Source organism: Desulfosporosinus cupriresistens (assembly GCF_001707885.1).
Taxonomy (GTDB): domain Bacteria; phylum Bacillota; class Desulfitobacteriia; order Desulfitobacteriales; family Desulfitobacteriaceae; genus Desulfosporosinus.
Genome location: NZ_MASS01000019.1, coordinates 56,699 through 75,091, shown reverse-complemented (window position 1 = coordinate 75,091; position 18,393 = coordinate 56,699). Strand labels below are relative to the sequence as shown.

Sequence of the window (18,393 nt, the reverse complement as noted above, 5' to 3'; positions counted from 1 at the left end):
GTGAGTCGTCCTTCACCTTCCCCTCAATCAATGCTAATTCATTTCTCCGGTGCTCGTATCCTTTTAGACATTGCAAAAGATCGAAACAACTATCTTGTCGAACTATGTTGAATATTATCCTTCCAACAAACAAATACTAACATATTTCTCGAAAAAATACATTTATAAGTTCTTGGTTTTATTTCCATCTTTTTCTTATGACAATTAATTTGATGAATCAGAAACAAACTCGTTCTCCTATTTAAATAGCAATACTAAAAAACAAGAGAGTTTCTCATCTTTAATCAGATGAGGGACTCTCTTGTTTTTTAGCAACCATGTTTCTGGAAGGCATGAGAGTATTAGGTTTGTTTGCTCTCTTCAGCCCTATAGTTTAGTTAATTTGAATCCAATAGCATTTTATTTAAGATAAGTCAAAGCATAATTGAATATCTTTAGGTATTTTATTAACGAAAACATTTTTGGGAAGGAAACGCGCAACACAAGCCTTTTCAGAGTAACTATTAACTTCTCCTATAGTCTCTCCATCAAATGATTGACGTGCCAAAATATGCTTATTGGAGTCAATCAAGATTAAAGAAACATTAGTACAAGTAATTTTTTTGCTAAATCCATTGCTTATAAAAAATCCAACTAATAATCCTCCATTCGCAGGTGATGCACCTGTAAATTGAATAATTATTTTTTCTTCCTTAATATTTGTTATTTCATCGAGTTGCTTTTCAGAGTTCCGTTCAGTCACAGATACTTTTGCTTCAACAGTACTCTTATTAAAAACCTTCGAATTTCGTTTCTTATTTCCTAATAATTTGTTGAAATTCAATAACATAATAATATCCTCCATTTAGTAAAACAGTTTTCATTCATCAAATGATTAATTATCTCACATTCCTAAGTTTTTTGCTACTAGAAATATCTTTAAAATCTTTTATTTTGAAGTCCCTCTCTTGTCGCCCCCAATGATAATGGCTGAAAATACTATAAAACAAGCCTTAAAAAAGCAAAATCCGTATAAACACTGGTTTTTGATATAATTAAGTATCCAGCAAAAAAGCTATCTGACTACTGCCGTAACATAAAAAATTAAAGATTATGCTTCAACCCCGGTACAACTTTTCTTGAAATGTACCGGGCGTATTTTGTCAATGCACCCTTACTTTAAGCGCTTACGCAAAAGCTCTAAACGCGTACATATATACGCTGACTACATGCTCTTTTGGACTCAAAGTTCTATTTTTACGTAAATCAAAGGAGCCGTTGCACCACGAATTTTAGTTCGTTTTACAACAGCCCCTTTACCTTCTGTCAAATTCAAAAGATTTCATTTAGCGTCGACATTATACCCTGAGAAGTAACCATTTCGACGACTCCCCTTGAGTACAAAGCCTAGTTAGGTATCTATAACCTTCTGTTCTCAAGGCTAAGAACAATATCTTATTGAGCTACAGTTACGTTAACTGTATACGTTACTTTAGTAGTTCCATCCTGAGCAGTTACAACTACTGTCCAAGTAACCTTGTCAGTTGATGTAGGAGTTCCAACAGTCGCATTACTATCTGTTGCTGTTACCACAACATCGGCGGCTGTAAGAGGGTTAGCAGCTAAATCAGTTCCAACAGGGAGTGTAACATTATAAATCTTGCTGTCATTAGCATCCACTGTTGCAGTTAATCCCTTAACTTTAACTGATTTAAGAGATGCATCTGTACTTGCTGTTACAGTTGCTACTGTAACATTTTTTGTAGCAGTTGCTGAACCATCTGTTAATGTTACTTTATATTGGGTCCCACTTACCAGTGCGACAGCAACACTTACATTAGTATCATTTATATCCGTTTTAACTAATGCTGTTACTGCAGCAGGGATATCAGTAGTTCCATATGCCACAGAATATGAACTCTTCACTTTGGCCAACGCAGAATTTACAGCTAATTGCTCTGCAGTTTTAACAATTTGAATATTAGTTGCTACATTACTTGAAACTGTAACTTCTACTTGGTCGCCCGCAGTAATTCCGGCAAGAACATCCGTAGTACCTACAGCTAAGACATTTCCGTTACTATCGGTCAAAGTAGTTTGAGAACCTGTAAAGTACGTTGTCTTGCTATCTACAATAATTGAGCCAGAATTAACCTTTGTCACAAGACCAGTATTCGCTACAGGTGTAGAAGTGGCAGTACCAGGCTCCATAACAAAGAACTTAGCATAGGTTCCGGTCGTTGCATCTAGAACAACTGTTACATTAGTTTCACCATCAAGATCTGACAATGATTTCTTCGTAATGTCAGTATTGTCTTTTCCGTTGAGTACTAAGCCTTCATCAGCAAGTTTATAGGTTTTTCCGTTGCTGAAGGTGACCTTCTTCTCGCTGGCATCAATGCTATCAACCGTTAATCCTTTCGTTACACGGTCAGTAAACTCAGCTGTATCCCCAACTTTGGCAGTATCAATTTGTTGAACTAGAGTATCGTTATTATTATCAAATTCAAGAACTACTGGGTCTCCTTTTTCAACGTCTTGACTGTCGTCAACTTGATCAACCTCAAACGTTTTCTCTGCGCCGGCTACCCAACCGGAGATACTGACGACTTCATCATCCGTATTACGAAGAACTTTTGTAACCACAGCCTCTTCATAATTGGTATCATCGCTATTAGTATCACTGTACCAAATAGCAACTACTTCTTGGTTATCATCATAGATGAAATGACCATCAGTAATATCTGCGCCACTGTAGTCTCCGAATTTCGTTACGGTATAATCTGATCCGTTAGTATTTACTCCATCATTCTTATCAGCTCTAAACAGAAGTGTATCGGCAGTCAGCTTACAACCCTGTACATATGTGTCATCAGCTTGAACAGTGCTGGTAAGAGCTTGATAACCTACGTCACCGTCATCATCGCTATCGCTTGCAGCATCATGGTAGAACTCCAATTTCTGGAGATTACCATTATCATCTAAGTGTAACTTGACAAGTCTTCCTGCAGCACCATCAGTACTGAAGGAGATATTAACATCGGCTTCACTCCCGGTATTATCTTTCAAATTAATACCAGTAAAATCAGTACCAGATGCGATTAATGAAGCAGTCCAATCCTTAGAAGCATCATTATCAATCTTGTAATCGGTGCCGTCAACAATGATCTTATCCAGACTGTCTAGATTAATATCATAAGACACTTCTTCTTCATCTTCAGTCACTGCTTCAACATCAATTTTCGCTTTTGATGCTTTGTAACCGACGATAGGATCTGTCAAAGCTGCAACCTTTGTATTAGTGTCAACTGTGGCTGTGTCTCCACTTACATAGAGAAGATTTCCGGCAGGGTCTGTATAAACTGCCACGTCACCAGCAGCCTGAAGTTCATCTGCAGCATCCTGGTCGATTGTATCAACATCACCTTGGTCGTTAATATAAACGGCGTCTTGGCTATAGTTATAGTCGCTTGCTACATCACTATCATAAACGTAGTCATAAGTTTGACCGTCTACTTGGATTGCGTTATTGTACACTTCGTCAATCGCACCAGTAGCTGCGGGTTCTGAAACAACTTCAGCATAACCGTCTTCATTATTTGCGTCTTCGTTAAATAAGACTAAATCACCTTTTTTAAGATCTGAAGAATCAACTACTTTTCCGTCTTTAACAATAGTAGCATCTGAAGCGTCGAAGGAACCGGTTGAACCATTAATACCGACAGCTTCGTCACCATCCATAGAATCAAATATCATGGAGTCTTTCAGAGTGTAAGCACTAACGAAATTGATATCTCCTGAAGAATCAAATCCGATCTTAGCAAAGTTGTACTTTTCTCCTACATGATCAGCCAATGACCCGGTGTCACCTTGTTTTTCGCCGTTCAAGTAGAATACAAATTTATCTTTGTTATTATCGTACTGATCTGTAGTAACATCATAGTCTTTATCTTCGCCAATAAGTGTAAATGTATTGTCATCTTTCACTTTAAGCGAATCAACTTTAGTGACTGTCGTTAAAATCTTGTAGCTAGTTAATTCCTTATCGGAATTGTACCAGACCTGTACTTGCTCACCCAGTGCACCATAGTAATCAAAATCCGTCTTGTCAGGGATCGAGATAGTTACGCTATCTCCTTCCTCGGTATCTGTACCACTTTTGTCACTGACAACTGTAATTTTCTGATTGGCAGGATCAATCGACAATACACGAGATTTAATGGAATACGAACGGTTAAAAACAGTGCTCAGAAGTTGGCCATTAACATTGACGGTAATGTTATAGTCTTGAAGATATTCAAGTACAGGAATATCTTTGCTGGTATTATCATTAGCATACAATTGAAGGGTTGCAGTTAGACCATCAGTGGACATAGTAACCGCTTGAACACCATAGCGTTCTTGTGTGTCAGCATTGGCGATTGTAAAACTTGATGTTTGAAGTCCTGAAACAGGTTTACTGAACTTGACTTCTAAATATTGATTGGCATCATCGAGTGCGTTTACTGATACAATCGCTAACTCCCCAGGTACTGCTGTAACTTGACCAGCAGCAACTCCCGCACGAATGCTTTCAGGAACAACAGCTGTACCACCGAGAGCAGTAACAATAGTGCTAGCAGAGGATTTACTGAAGGTGAAAGCTGCAGCAGCAGGAACGGTAGCGCCGTCTGTCAGAACAATGGCCGACTTAGATTGAGCTGCAAGTGGAGCACCAGCAAGAGCATCAATACCGGTTTTGCCATTAGCTACAAAGACATTATCAAATGCGAGGGAGGCAGCAAAGTCTTGGATAACTTGGTTATTTGTGTCATAAGCTGTGTTTCCGAAGTGGCGAGTTGGGCTTGGTAATTGAGCCAATACAGTGGCATCAATAACGCCTGTTCCACCAATAACATCGGATGTTGTAATCCCTAAGTTAGCAGCTAAGAAAGCTTTTGCGCTAGCAGAGAGTCCAGCTTTTTCAGTTAAGATAATCGGTTCATTGGCAGCAGAAGCGATAGATGCAATAGAAAGAGCATCTTGGTTTAACCAACCGTAAGCAACTGCGACTTTTTTCACAGGAGCGCCGAGTTCAACTAATTTTTTAGCTATGTTTACAGATGTTTCGAAGCGATCAGCTCCACCAAGGGATACAACTTCGATTTTCATGTCTTTTAATTGGTTAATGACTGCTTGGCTGATGACAGCAGTTCCGCTGGTTACATAAACCTTTGTAACTTTAAGTTTTGTAAGTTCAGCTTTGGTATCGGCATTCAGAACTGCTCCAGGACCTTGTAAAAGAATAGGAGCCTTTAAGTAAGCAGCGAGCGGGCCAGCGGTCAGGGCATCAGATGCGCCATAAGAAGCGGATGATGCGAGAATTGCTGTACCGGTATAACCTGTTTGATCAGCAATTTGTACTGCAGTTTGTTCAGCAGTTGTACCACCTAAGCGAGTTGGAATTGCACTATTTGCAAATGCATTAAACGGTACGATAGTCAATGCCATACCAGCGATAGCTAAAGATGCTAAGGCTTTTTTAGTTTTTCTCATGTAGTGAATATCTCCTCTCAATTTGGAACTTTTCTTTCTTCTGGGAATGAACTAACTCTTTTCCTTACCAGGACGTCTTTTAGTCGTCCCTCACCCCCTTAATATGAGTAGCACAATCTTTAGACATTGCGCAATATCTAAAAGCATCCACAGGATAATACGGAAGCGTCCCCCCTAAGGATGATAGCTCATCCCTCCCGTGGCATACCCTTTAGAACCGCATAAGGAATGGTAGCAAACACAAAAAAGTCTACATTAGCTATACATATTCTGCATAATAGCTAATATTCCTGCTTTCTGTCCGAATTTTTTTGTCAGCTTTTCACGGCGTTAAAACCCCGGACAGTTCCCATTGTTACCCGCTTAGTTTACACCATAACTTAATAGTTTTCCACCTTTTAGTCAAAAATATACTGACTTCAAATGGAAACATTAGAATTATAGCATGGTGTATGACTCTAAATGTGAGTATTTTGTGGGATTTTTCTAAATGAGTTGTTAAATTTATTTGGAAAAATAAAGCAGTGTAGAAGGTTTGTGATGTTATTAATTTAGCACGAAATGCGAAGCGAATCAATGCCTAGTCTCTCGAATACTAATATCCTTTAAATTTTAGTATCCCTTGGTAAATGCCCATAACCGCTTTGCTTTGGAAGTCTGGAGATTCTAAGAGTTTCTCTTCAACTGGATTGGATATGAAACCGACTTCTACAAGAACTGCAGGCATTTTCGTATTCTTAATTACATAGAAATTCGCATCCTTTACCCCACGGCTTGGTAAGGCGATCGACTTTACTAGCTCACTCTGTACGCAATTCGCAAACGCCTTTGACTGGGCAGCCACTGGGCTATCTGAACTGTAATAGGTCGTCGTACCTGTGGTAGCAGGATTGCTAAACGAATCATTGTGTATGCTGATGAACAGGTCCGCCTTCAGATCATTAGCAATCTTGGTACGAGCCTGAAGGTCTGAAAGCTCCGAATACGTTCCAACTGCAGGTGTAACATCCTTACTTCGCGTCAAGATTACGCTTGCCCCTGCTGAGCGCAACATTCCAGCAAGATTAAGCCCGATGGCTAACGTGTTGTTCTTCTCATAGGTCCCTGTCGCTCCAATGGCCCCTGTGTCAGGACCCCCATGCCCCGGGTCGACAACAATAGTAATTCCTGCTAAGAGATTCGTAGGCTGCATGGTCCCTTCAAGCATAGCCTTGACCTGATCAGTGACGACGGCTAGTCCACCGATGATCACGACATGCACCGGACTTTCTGTAGGCGTGGATAGCACAGAGTAGGTGGGGCCCGGTAAGTTTGCCTTTTGGGCCATGGCGATTTCAGCGTGTTGTTTTGCTGCTAAGGCCCCTGCAGCGAGAGCATCAGGAAAGTTCTCCCCAGTAACTAGATAGGTCGTTGGAGATGTCAGGTCATCTCGAGCAAATTCATATACTTGGGCAGCGGTATCATATCGGTCGTAACCTGCAATTCGTTGAACGCTTGATAAGCTCCCCAGGGTTTGATCAGAGACAACCGCCTCTCCCCCGACGACAATCGTCTCTAGGTCACCTTTTTGTTGTAGACTTGTGAGCTCTTGCTGAGTTGCTGCTGGCATGTTCTTAGCCCTGGTCAGGAGAATTGGCGTTTCTGTTACCCCTGCGTAGGCTGAAATCGCGAGCGCGTCTGGAAATTGCTCACCATTCGCTAGAATAACTTGCCCTTTGCTCTCTACGCGTTCGGCCACTTTTTGGGCAGTTTCATATTGGTCATACCCTGCAATACGTTCCGGCTTATTCAAGCCTGCATTTTCAATATCTGACTCAACTTGCGAGCTTAAGACTGCCTGCCCTCCTATTAGAATGACTTGTTTAGCGCCTAGTCGCTTAATCTCTTCCATAACCTTGGCATCGATTCCTCCGGCAGAAGTCAAGAGGATGGGTGCATCCAATTGATGAGAAAGCGGCGCTGCAACTAAAGCATCTGGGAAATGATCACAATTTGCCAGCAAGACGGTATCCGCTAGCTGCCACCCTGTTTTAGAAACTTCAATAGCAGTGTCGATTTGACGCACTCCGGAAATCCTCGACGTCGCTAAGGCCAAAGGAGTAGCCTGTGCCGGATTCTGAAACCCCAGCCAAAATCCTAAGAACAACATCATTCCTAAGAAACTCCATTTTAATTTTGCCACATCACAATTCCCCCCTTTTGAAGTACTTGTTAAAATTCGACATGCAATGCGATGTTCCTGCCATAAAAAGAGGGATTTTCGTCCCAATATATTACAAGACCCAACTTTGTACGGTTTCAAGAACTTTTTCCGGCAAGGCCACTACCCCTCCAAATGCCTCTACCTGCCTTCCCTGCCAAGACTTTAAAAGTGTCGTTAAACTAGCAGGAGTTGCTGAATTCGTCGGGACTATGATAACCATTGATCCGTAAAGTGCTGCTCGTACGGCACCAGTTAAAGCATCGGGATAATTCTCTCCGGTTGCAATTTCTAGTTTAGCCGTTGTCGGAGGATACTCTTCCAATACAGCGGCGGCTGTGTCGTAAGCCGTATACCCACTGATCCGTTTAGGCAAGGGAAGTCTATCCATGACGTTAGCTCCGACCACAGCTGTCCCTCCGATGACTAAGGTTTGGGTTACATTGAGTTCCCTTAGAACGGTTAGTGTCTCTCCTGACAAGGTTGACGATTCGGTGAGTAAAATCGGTACCCCCTGCCGAGCCGCCCAAGCAGAAATGACTAAAGAATCTCGAAAGGAACGTACACTAGCCACGACGGCCTTTCCTTCCGTACCGAGTTCTAGGGCAATCGCTGCAGCCGTCCCTTCTGCCGTATAACCGGACAAACGTTTTACCGCATATTTCTGCCGTAGTTCTGTTTCAATTGTTGATGACAGAGCTGCCGTCCCCCCCAAGAGATAGATAGTCTTCGGGGCTAGTCTTTGCAGCTCTGCACGAACGTCCTCCGTGAGCCCGGAGCTTGGGGAGAGTAAGATCGGCGCTTGCAATTTATAGGCAAGAGGTGCACCTGCCAAAGCGTCTGGAAACTGATTAGCCTGGGCGAGTATCACGGTATCCGCTCCGGTTGTAAATGTAGCCTTGGAAATTTCTACAGCTGTTTCCTCTGCCGTAGCTCCTGCAAAACGGTTGCTCTCTGTCGTTGCCGGAGATGTCCCCACTGTATATATCCCACTCCTATAAAGCCCTAAACTGGCCTCACCATTTGCTATCTCTCCACCTAAGGCAATCCAGCGTGAACCATCCCAATGGTAGATCGTCGCTTCTGAGTCCACTTTAAGCGAGGAGTCATTTAGCTTTAAGGAGAGAATTTTCTGTGGAGTTTCACTTCCCCAGTCGATCTGAACAACTGGGGTTATAAAGGACGCACCGTTTGGTAGACTGGCAGGAGCTGTAATTGTATTCAACGATACATTGGCTGATTTGGCAATCGCTTGCGCAGGGATTGTCAAGGCCAGCTGGGTTGAGCCTGCTGTCGCTTGCACAATTCCCCCCAGTCCATTGACTGAAGCTGGGGAGGTTAGCTTGTCCAGCGTTTGATTGGAGAGGCTTAGAGCTAACTTCACATCCACAAGCCCATAACCGTAGTTATTATCTATTCCCGGAGAGCCTAAATCTTTTACTCCCGCTTCGAGAACCTGAATCACTTGGTCTCGAGACCAATCGGGATGTTGACTCCAAACCAAAGCGGCTTCTCCGGCTACAAATGGGGCGGCCATGGAGGTCCCGCTCGCCTCAGCATATCCAGCCCCTTGGGTCTTGCTCCACCAATCGCTAGGTATGGAATCCCCAGGAGCGGTTAGATCGACTTCTGGACCTGCGACTGAATAATCGGCTGCGTTATTAGTTTTATTGGTCGCCGCCACGGCCAGAACATCCGGGTCAGAGGCTGGGTAACTCACACCGGGATTCCCCTCCGCTTGTGAGTCATAATTCCCCGCTGCTGCTACCATCAAACACCCTTTATTATAGGCATAAGCAACTGCGCTCCTTAGAATATCTGAAGAGTCCGAACCGTCTTCTGAACCAAAGCTCAAATTCAGTATCTTTGCGCCATGATCAGCGGCCCAGACAATTCCGTCGGCTATCACATCGTCATTCCCCTCTCCCGTGGAATTCATTACCTTGATCGGCATAATCTTGGCCTGATAGGCCACTCCGACAATACCTACATCGTTTTTTTCGGCAGCCGCAATTCCGGCTACATGGGTTCCATGTCCATTGTTGTCTTGAATTGATACCTGTGCTTCACTCTGAGTGATGGCATTGTATCCTGGGACCAGATTGTCCTTCAGATCCGGGTGATTTAGAGCGACACCCGTATCGATTACGGCAATGGTCACGCCTTGACCGGTCGCCCCCATGTCCCAAGCTCCTTGTACATCACCGCTTACCATTGACCATTGGTCCTTGAAAAGAGGATCCGTCGGTACGGTTGAACTTGCTAAGCTTTGAGTTGTACGGCGATAATTTTCCTCCGCGCCCAAAATCCCGGGCGTCTTCTTCAGCTCTGCAATGACTTGCGGCATGTTAGTAGTTTCTTTAAGTTTTAAGGTTGCATAATTAAGAGGACCCCGGCGTACAACCTCCGCTCCGAAGTCTTGGGCGAGCTTACCAAGGTCCACTCCTGGGGCTAACGAGATAACAACTTGTAAAGGGACAACCGATTGACTGGTTTTTTCTTGGGTTAGGTTCAGTTGCTCTGTTGAAGGTAGAGGAGCAAGACCTAAGTTTAAAAAGATCATCCCTATTATCACCAAAAACACAAGTCCATTTTTAGTCCTACTAAATTTACCTCTTCCTATTAACATCTCTTTCACGTCTCTTTCATGCGTCAGTTTTTATTAATTTTTAACGTCTCTTTCTATTAAGAAGGTAGCTTAACTTATATTCGTTAATTAATATCACTTTCCTTTCTTTTATAACACTGTAGAGCTGTATGATTTTGGAAACTAACATTCCTCTGTTTCTGGAAGGATTTTCTCTCTTTACAAAGAATATTTAAGCGAGTAGCATGATGCGTAAAACCCATAGTGACGGCTGAGTTATTTTTGCAAATTATGCAAGATATTTATCTCTCCCATGATACAATACAAACTTTATATCGCAATCGTAATCACACATAATCCGTAAAATAAATTCCTTGGAGGGTTTAATGAACTTTTTAACAAAGAGAACAATTAGCTTTTTCTGTAGTTTGACGATCCTTTTAAGCCTTGCTCCCTTCCACCCTCAAGTAGTACAAGCCGAGACCACTGAATCAGTCTCGGATCGCATTTATGGGAATACACTGTATGATACCGCCGTTGAGATTTCTAAGACTGGCTGGGATTATGCCCCTGTTGCCGTGCTGGCCACCGGAGGAAACTTTCCGGATGCCCTAACCGGAACCGTTCTTGCGCACAAAGTTAATGGGCCTCTGCTTCTTACCGAATCAGATCATTTAGATCCTGCCGTTTCTGCGGAACTCAAACGCCTCGGTACACAAGAAGTATATCTCCTGGGTGGAGAGGTTGCTTTAAACGGTGCTGTTGAACAGGCCCTCAAGAGCCAAGGGATCTTAGCGAAACGTCTTGCTGGATGGGATCAGTATGGAACGGCCGCAGCCATTGCTAGCGCAGCAACTCCGAGTTCTCCTCAGGCATTTTTGGTGAACGGTGATCATTTTGCAGATGCCTTAAGTATCTCTTCTTATGCCGCTGCTCAGGGTATTCCTGTCTTACTCACCCGTGCCGATTCCTTACCACCAGATACAGCTACAGCCCTCGCCCAACTAGGTGTTCAACAAGTTACCTTGATTGGCGGCAAAGCTGTGATTAAGGACACCATCGAAGAACAGCTTAGTAAACTCCCTCAGCCTATAAAAGTCACCGCGCGATACGCCGGGTACGACCAATATGAAACGAACACTACTGTTTTAAATCAATTACCCTTTGAAACTGAAAAAGTCTATATTGCTACCGGAGAGAACTTCCCGGATGCCTTAGCAGGCGCAGCTCTAGCTGCAAAAGACAATGCCCCGATCCTTTTGCTTCCCAGTAAACAATTAGGCACCTCTACGACGGCTTACTTGAATCAAAAACGAACCTCCGGCTCAGATTTTACAATTTTCGGGGGGTGGGGCGTTATTAATTACAAAATCGAAAGTATTGTTCGTACTGGCGTTTTGCAACCGCGGATTTCCCTTCAATATACCCAAGGCGGCTTATCTGGTACGAAAGGGATGCTAAGTCAGGTTGAGTCGATCCCTTCACCTGCTACGGATTATGCCGACATCATTGCGCCAAGCTGGTACTACCTCGATGATACCGCTAGCGGTGCGGTAACTGGGGGCTGGGATGCCAGTTCAGGCGATTATACTCAATTTACGACTGCCGTTCACGACCGTAATTTAAAGGTCCTTCCGGTCATTCAGTCAACCTGGTCTACTCCTAAAACTGTGGATACCGTGCTGGCTTCCGAAACAGCGCGTGCTAAACTGGAAAGCCAAATTATCCAGCGAATCCAAACTACAAATGCTGATGGTATTGTTATCGACTTTGAGTTAATGAGTAATGCTACCGGGCCCAATCTAACACAGTTTATGAAAGAACTTTATGCCCAACTTCATCCCTTAAATAAGTTAGTTATTGAATCAGTCATGGCCCGAACCGGCTCAGAATCTTGGCTCGCTGAGTTTAACTACCATGACCTTTCTCAATACGTTGATTATCTGCACGTGATGACATATGACTACAGCCACTCAACCCCCGGACCCATCGCTCCACTGGATTGGAGCAGCAAGGTTTTGCAATATGCACGCGGACAAGGCGTAGACATGCATAAAGTTCTCCTTGGACTTCCCTACTACGGAGTAGACTGGTGGACAGCCGACACAGGGGCTAATCCGACCTACAGTCGACGTGCGGGCGGAATGACTGAGCTGTTAGCTTTAGCTAAGGGACCAGTGCAACGCGATTCTTCACAAATCCCATATTTCAATTACTCCGACGCCTCTGGTTCACACACGGTATATTTTGAGGATGTCCAAAGCTGGAATGCTAAAATGGGTCTGCTTAATCAATACGGGCTCGGCGGGGTCGGGGCGTGGTCTCTCAGCTGGACAATAAATCCTACAACTTCCACAAGCACTAGTGCTTTCTATCCGCTGCTGAAACAATATCTGCGGTAATGTAAACAAAGCAAGCCGTTCACTGACTTTTGGTAGTGAACGGCTTGCTTTACTCTTGTTAAAACAACTTAGCCATTTGAATTAGGTTCGCAATTAGGGGCGTTGATTTCGGGAGGATTAAGTTAGAGACATAAACAAGAATAAGGAGCGCTTTTCTGCTAAGCGGCTGCGTCAGTGGAGCCGCGCTCCAGAACGAGCTGGACGGTTCGCTCCCCCGTCAGCGCGCCGGAGGTTCACATGCATCGCACCCAGAGGTTCGGACGCGCTCGCGAACCGTCCAGCTCGTCAGCGGCGTAACTCGCAGACGCGTGCAGAAAACGCTCCTCTCCCATAGCCAAGCCCAAGGAGCGCCTTTCTGCAAAGCCCTACACTCGTTCCTCCCAACCCACAAAGCCCGGAGGAGCGCTTTCTGCAAAGCGACTGCGTCAGTGGAGCCGCGTTCCCGACGAGCGCCGACGGTTCGCTCCCCCGTCAGCGCGCCGGAGGTTCACATGCATCGCACCCAGAGGTTCGGACGCGCTCGCGAACCGTCCAGCTCGTCAGCGGCGTAACTCGCAGACGCGTGCAGAAAACGCTCCTCCCCCCCGTTTTCCAAAGCGCGTGCACAAAAAGCTCCGCCTACTCCGGCCAAATCCTACTCATCATCGAGTTAAGAATAATCGCCAAACTCACTTTAAACATATAATACATACTCTTAAACGGTGTAATCGATGAATTTCCAGACAAACGTGCGTCCATTTCCACAGAGACTTCTATCACTCTTAAACCATTTTTAACTAACGTCACAATTGAATCCGGTTCCGGGTAATCCGTGGAATAATGAGTCGATACCACCCGCAAGGCCTTCTGATTATAGGCTCGAAACCCGGACGTAGGGTCTGTGTATTTCATTCGAACAACCGACTGAATCGTTTTACTGAGCAGATAAATCCCCATACGCCGGGACCAGGCCGATTTATAAGAAGTTTTCGCCAAAAAGCGGGACCCGATCGTTACATCGGCTTGTCCAGTAAGTACTGGGTCGATTAACTTCTTGATTTCTTCTGCTCTATGCTGCCCATCTCCATCAACTTGTAGGGCTACATCGTAGTGGTTTTTCGCTGCATAAAGAAACCCTGTCTGAACTGCTCCTCCAATTCCAAGGTTAACAGGTAACGAAATCACCTTTGCACCATAAGTACGAGCAACCTCGGCAGTTTGATCGGTCGATCCATCGTCTATGACGAGAATATCAAGCCAAGGGGATATATTTTTCAGGTTTCTGACTACGGAACCGATATTATCCTGTTCATTCAAGGCCGGGACAATGGCTAAAATCTTCTTCACAAAACGTTAGGCAATGGATACCCTACTTTTTAGAGAGTGTTGTCCATCGCCCGTCCTCCTTTAACAATGGCTTATTGTCTCCATCATGAAAATAACTATAAGTTGCCTTTACCCGTATTTTCCGTCGTAGGATTACGATGATGCACTGCAACTCTACTCAATTCATCTTCGAGAAGAGCGACCCGTTGTACTAAAACTCGATTGTTCGAGCTTAATTTAGAAATCGCCAACGAGAAATGGATACACAAAACAAACACTAGAACTCCAAAAACTACGAAGATTGCCGAAGGTGCATAATAGATCCCCATCAGTCCGGCCAAGTATTCAATACCATTTTTCCAGAGAGAAAAAAAGATCATACCTAGACCTGCGACAATCCAGATTAGAGAATATTCTACAGCCAAACGCCGCCGACGGACTTGTTCGACGACAAAGCCGGTTACAAGCAAACTCGTAATCAGAACGACAATTTGAGCACGTGACATTTATCGATTATACCCTCCCATCTGTTTACGGTTGCCTTTAGACAGTGCAACTATGCCCTTAATAACCGAAACTACAACTAAGGATCCGAAGAGGATCATCGCGGGCATTACCGGCAGTCGATAGCGGCCGCCGGATACAACCGTGATCATACTGACAACAAAGCTATAATAGCCTGTAAACAGTAGTAGAAAGCCAAATCTCTTCAGACGAAAGAAGCTAAGAAATACCCCGATGAACCCTAAGAGGAGATACCATTTATCCAGAGAATCTCCGTTCATTTTGTAAGCTTGTTGAGGGTTAACCGGACGCCAGAATAGGTTCTTTTCTTTAGCTAGCGTGCGCTGCAAAAACAACACGGGATGTTGGATTATATAAGCCTCTGCTAATTGCTTATATTCCCTTTCTTGTTCAGAGATCGGCAGTTTATCGATACGAGCTTTGACTTCCGGATCATAGCTGGGTTGATCAGAAACATAGTAATGATCTGTAATTGTCAAGGGATTGTTTCCGGAGTAGAACTCAGGGGAACCATAATTGGACACAGGAATAAACTGATGGTATTTAACTGCGTTACGTATCGACCAAGGACTCATGACCAGGACTGTAATTCCGACAATGATACCGAAGTCTCTGAGCGCCGTTTTTAAACGCCAACCATGCATCCACAGAATCCAAAATCCCAGAACCGGAAAATAAAGCAATAGGAACGGCCGAACGAGATTGGAGATCCCGATGACTGCCCCTAAAATCAAAAGCGTTCTAACTTTCGGTCGTTTAACCTCTTTAGCATAGAGTGCCAAGATATAAAGAAACAGAGTGATCGTAAAAACGTACGTGGCTTCTGTGAGAACATACATCCTCCAGAAGGCAAACAAAGGGTAGCCCAGGGTCAACCCATAGGGGATCCAAGCATACCTCTTGCCAAACAATAGCTCACCTGTTTTATAAGCGAGCACCGCACTGGCTGCACCAAGTATGACGTGCAAACCAACAACCATGCCATAACTCTTTAAGCCAAATATCCCATAGACAGCTGCGAGGAGCAAGGGATAAACCGGACCAACCACATAATCTCGCGCCCTTAAAATACCATCTGTTCCTACAGTATTTGCGAGCCCTTTGCCTTGTAAAAAGTTCTCAGCAATATTGGAATAGAGTAATCCATCAGGGGAAATAAAGTAACCTGCAGTGTACGATTTAAGGTAGAGAAGCTCTAAGCCTATGGCGATGAAAAACAAGAGTCCTATAATCCACAACCCTGATCGAGGCACGAGGTTCGAGGCACGAGGTTCGAATGATAGAGTTTTCTTATACTGTTTGCTTTTATCCAAGTGACGTCCATCCTCTGCCATTTTAAAATGGTTTACTGAGTTAATAATATATCGCTTATGGTTTTCTCAAGCTTAGTCGGAATTACTCCAGTTCCGCCTAAAATATAAGTATTTGTTGTCTTCCCACACAGACTATTCAAATAAGCCTGTGTATCCGAATTTAGATCTGCTTTAGGTACTAAGAGCATTGGGCTTCCACTTAAGGCAGCAAAAGCACCGCCGGATAAACCATCGGGAAAGTTTTCGCCCGTGGCAATGACAATTGACTTAGGATCTTGCGCAAAATGCTTTACAATTTGCAACATCGTATCATATTTTGTCTCCCCAGCCAAGCGCTGGGGACCATAGTCCGCCAGTACTCCACCCTTGCTGTCAAACGCAGAGGATATGGCAAATTTTCCGCCTACAATATAGGTCTTGGTCACGTGAAAATCTTTTAATAACTGTTTTGTGGAATCGGGTAACGTCCTCTGTTCCGTCAAAAGGATTGGAATACCTAAGGTAGCTGCCGGGGCAGACACAGAAAGAGCATCGGGGAAACTTTTACTGGAAGCAAGAATCACCTGCGTGCTGGGCCCAATTTGCCGAGCAATGGCTACTGCGGTATCAGCAGCTGTATTACCGTATATCCGCTCGACCGACATATTTGCTTTGGTGAGTGCGTTGGTAACCGTCTTATTTATCGCGCCTTCACCACCAATAACATAGATCTTATTCGCACCAAGGCGTTTCATTTCTTGTAAAACGGTATTATCAATCTGATCCGGTGCTGTCAAAAGCAGTGGGGCCCCTAACTTTTTAGCTAAAGGAGCCGCAGCGAGGGCATCCTGAAAGCGGTCTACTCGAGCAAGGAGTACAACCGAGGAGGAATTGTTCTCCCACCCTGCTTGGGATATTTTAATTGCTGTATCTTCGGCACGATCCCCCGATAGACGAGTAATCTTAGACACCACTGGTTGGGGAGTCGGGTCTGGAGTTGGATCGGGGGTGGGAGTTGGGTCTGGGGTTGGCGTGGGATCTGGCGTTGGCGTTGGCGTGGGGTTGGGAACAGGCGTAGAATTACCCGTTTGTTGTAGGCCGATTCGAGCCCGCTCTGTCATGTCTGCATCTAGGCTCAGCCCCTGCAGAACAATTGAATAATATTTAGTTGCCGTCGTATTTGAGGAGTCAGTACCTTCCATGACCAATTTATCCGCTTCATCTAAAAGTTTTTTGTAAGTACTAAGCAGGCCGGTTCTTGCCCGTTCGGTGATACTGGTGTCCAGGCTTGGACCCTGTAAAATGATGCCATAGTCTTGAGCAGCGCTTATGTTGGAGTCGCATGTTTCGTCAAGTGCAAGCTTATCTGCTTCAGCTAAGAGCTTAGCTAAAGCACTATTTAGACCAGCACTCGCCTGCTCTGTGATCTCGGAAGCCAAATTCGGCCCTTGTAGGACAGTCCAGTAATATTTGGCAGCAGTGGCATCTGCGGTATCTGTTTTGTTAAGAAGCAGCGCATCGGCTTCCGCTAAGAGTTTCTCATAGGTACTCAGGATCTTCTGCGAGACGATCGACTTATCGGTGGCTAAGGGACTATTATAGGCCGTATTATAAAACCCTAAAGCCTGTACGTAATAATCACCCCGAGGTTTAGAAGGGATATAAAAATTGTACCAGTAATCTCCGTTAGCTGCATTTGTGCCTGAACCTCCGCCCGAAGAAAGCAATACATTGGGATCGATGGCTAGATCCCCTTGATGAGTTGAAGTGGGCGTGCTCCAGCGACTGGATAAGCTTGGCGGATCCATTAGAGGCAAGAGGGATTTGGAGATTGTTGTCGCTCCAGGAGCAAACGTTATGGCACAATTGTATTTCTGCCCCATAAGGCTAAATATCGAATCTTGATAGGCAGATTTGCCCGTCGAGTTATTTGGGTTATTTCTGGCAGCCCAACTGTTGTAGCCCCAAACTGCCAAATACCAATTTTCTAAAACGTTGCGATCCCCATTGCCAATTTTGGGATAAGCACGCCATTTTTGGTTAAGCATTTGGCAACCCATTTCAAGATTATAATCGATATCGTTTTTAAGTTTGTCAATGGTTTCTTTGTCCTGGGGATCATAGGAGGAGATTTGCATAATCCCAATTCCTATCCCGTCTTTCCCTATTAACGGCTGATCTAGTAAAGGTTGTCCCGAGTCATCTAATTTATATTGTTTCCAACCGCTCTCCATCCAAGCAATGGCTTTAAGAAGAACAGGAGGAATATTATATTTATTGGCCATGACCTCTATTTTTTGACCGATCTCATTGTAGTAAGCAGTTTGACTAACAGCCGCTGAAACTGGTTTGACCGGGATTAACTGCATAAAAAAAAGCCCGACAATAAGCACTGCAATTATCTTCTTGAGTTGGCATAAACGCATTACTTCTACCCCTTCCATTCTGAGCGAGAGTCATAGGCTCAGTTCTAATCCTTATTCGACATAAAAAGGGATAGTTCCTGCCCGAATTGTTTTTAATCGCCAACAAATTACATAATGCTTTCCTCAGATCCATGAATCGAAA

The 18,393-nt window shown here is 44.3% G+C and carries 9 protein-coding genes; 1 reads left to right on the top strand and 8 read right to left on the bottom strand.

From position 1 onward, the window contains the following. Positions 1–403 precede the first annotated feature (403 nt). From DSBG_RS09870 to DSBG_RS09855, 4 genes are all read right to left on the bottom strand, one after another. Positions 404–829, bottom strand: coding sequence for an SLAP domain-containing protein (locus DSBG_RS09870; RefSeq protein ID WP_068964032.1), 426 nt, complete (start codon positions 827–829; stop codon positions 404–406). Between the two features lie 605 nt (positions 830–1,434). Then, positions 1,435–5,514: a cell wall-binding repeat-containing protein gene (locus tag DSBG_RS09865; RefSeq protein ID WP_068964031.1), complete on the bottom strand. Its 4,080-nt coding sequence runs from the start codon at positions 5,512–5,514 to the stop codon at positions 1,435–1,437. 595 nt (positions 5,515–6,109) lie between these two features. After that, positions 6,110–7,696 (bottom strand): N-acetylmuramoyl-L-alanine amidase, encoded by a 1,587-nt coding sequence (locus DSBG_RS09860; protein WP_083236805.1) that lies wholly within the window; start codon positions 7,694–7,696, stop codon positions 6,110–6,112. A 91-nt stretch (positions 7,697–7,787) separates the two neighbouring features. Next, positions 7,788–10,277: a S8 family serine peptidase gene (locus DSBG_RS09855; protein WP_242877521.1), complete on the bottom strand. Its 2,490-nt coding sequence runs from the start codon at positions 10,275–10,277 to the stop codon at positions 7,788–7,790. A gap of 410 nt (positions 10,278–10,687) precedes the next feature. On the opposite strand from DSBG_RS09855, the gene DSBG_RS09850 reads away from it, so the two are divergent. After that, positions 10,688–12,703 (top strand): cell wall-binding repeat-containing protein, encoded by a 2,016-nt coding sequence (locus DSBG_RS09850; RefSeq protein WP_068964027.1) that lies wholly within the window; start codon positions 10,688–10,690, stop codon positions 12,701–12,703. A gap of 618 nt (positions 12,704–13,321) precedes the next feature. Here DSBG_RS09850 and DSBG_RS09845 read toward each other — a convergent pair. The 4 genes from DSBG_RS09845 to DSBG_RS09830 all read right to left on the bottom strand — a co-directional run bounded on the left by DSBG_RS09845 (position 13,322) and on the right by DSBG_RS09830 (position 18,251). Next, positions 13,322–14,029, bottom strand: a complete 708-nt coding sequence (locus DSBG_RS09845) for a glycosyltransferase family 2 protein (RefSeq protein ID WP_068964025.1) — start codon at positions 14,027–14,029, stop codon at positions 13,322–13,324. Between the two features lie 95 nt (positions 14,030–14,124). Continuing rightward, positions 14,125–14,514 (bottom strand): DUF2304 domain-containing protein, encoded by a 390-nt coding sequence (locus DSBG_RS09840; RefSeq protein ID WP_068964023.1) that lies wholly within the window; start codon positions 14,512–14,514, stop codon positions 14,125–14,127. Further along, a complete protein-coding gene (locus DSBG_RS09835; RefSeq protein WP_242877520.1) occupies positions 14,515–15,846 on the bottom strand; it encodes an ArnT family glycosyltransferase in 1,332 nt (443 codons plus the stop codon). A gap of 32 nt (positions 15,847–15,878) precedes the next feature. Next, entirely contained in the window at positions 15,879–18,251 is a 2,373-nt protein-coding gene (locus DSBG_RS09830) for a cell wall-binding repeat-containing protein (protein WP_068964019.1), read from the bottom strand. Positions 18,252–18,393 lie beyond the last annotated feature (142 nt).

Excerpts from the sequence above, each read along its gene's own strand:
- DSBG_RS09840 (WP_068964023.1), bottom strand. The coding sequence starts at position 14,514 with ATGTCACGTGCTCAAATTGTCGTTCTGATTACGAGTTTGCTTGTAACC.
- DSBG_RS09830 (WP_068964019.1), bottom strand. The coding sequence starts at position 18,251 with ATGCGTTTATGCCAACTCAAGAAGATAATTGCAGTGCTTATTGTCGGG.
- DSBG_RS09855 (WP_242877521.1), bottom strand. The coding sequence starts at position 10,277 with ATGATCTTTTTAAACTTAGGTCTTGCTCCTCTACCTTCAACAGAGCAA.
- DSBG_RS09870 (WP_068964032.1), bottom strand. The coding sequence starts at position 829 with ATGTTATTGAATTTCAACAAATTATTAGGAAATAAGAAACGAAATTCG.
- DSBG_RS09850 (WP_068964027.1), top strand. The coding sequence starts at position 10,688 with ATGAACTTTTTAACAAAGAGAACAATTAGCTTTTTCTGTAGTTTGACG.
- DSBG_RS09865 (WP_068964031.1), bottom strand. The coding sequence starts at position 5,514 with ATGAGAAAAACTAAAAAAGCCTTAGCATCTTTAGCTATCGCTGGTATG.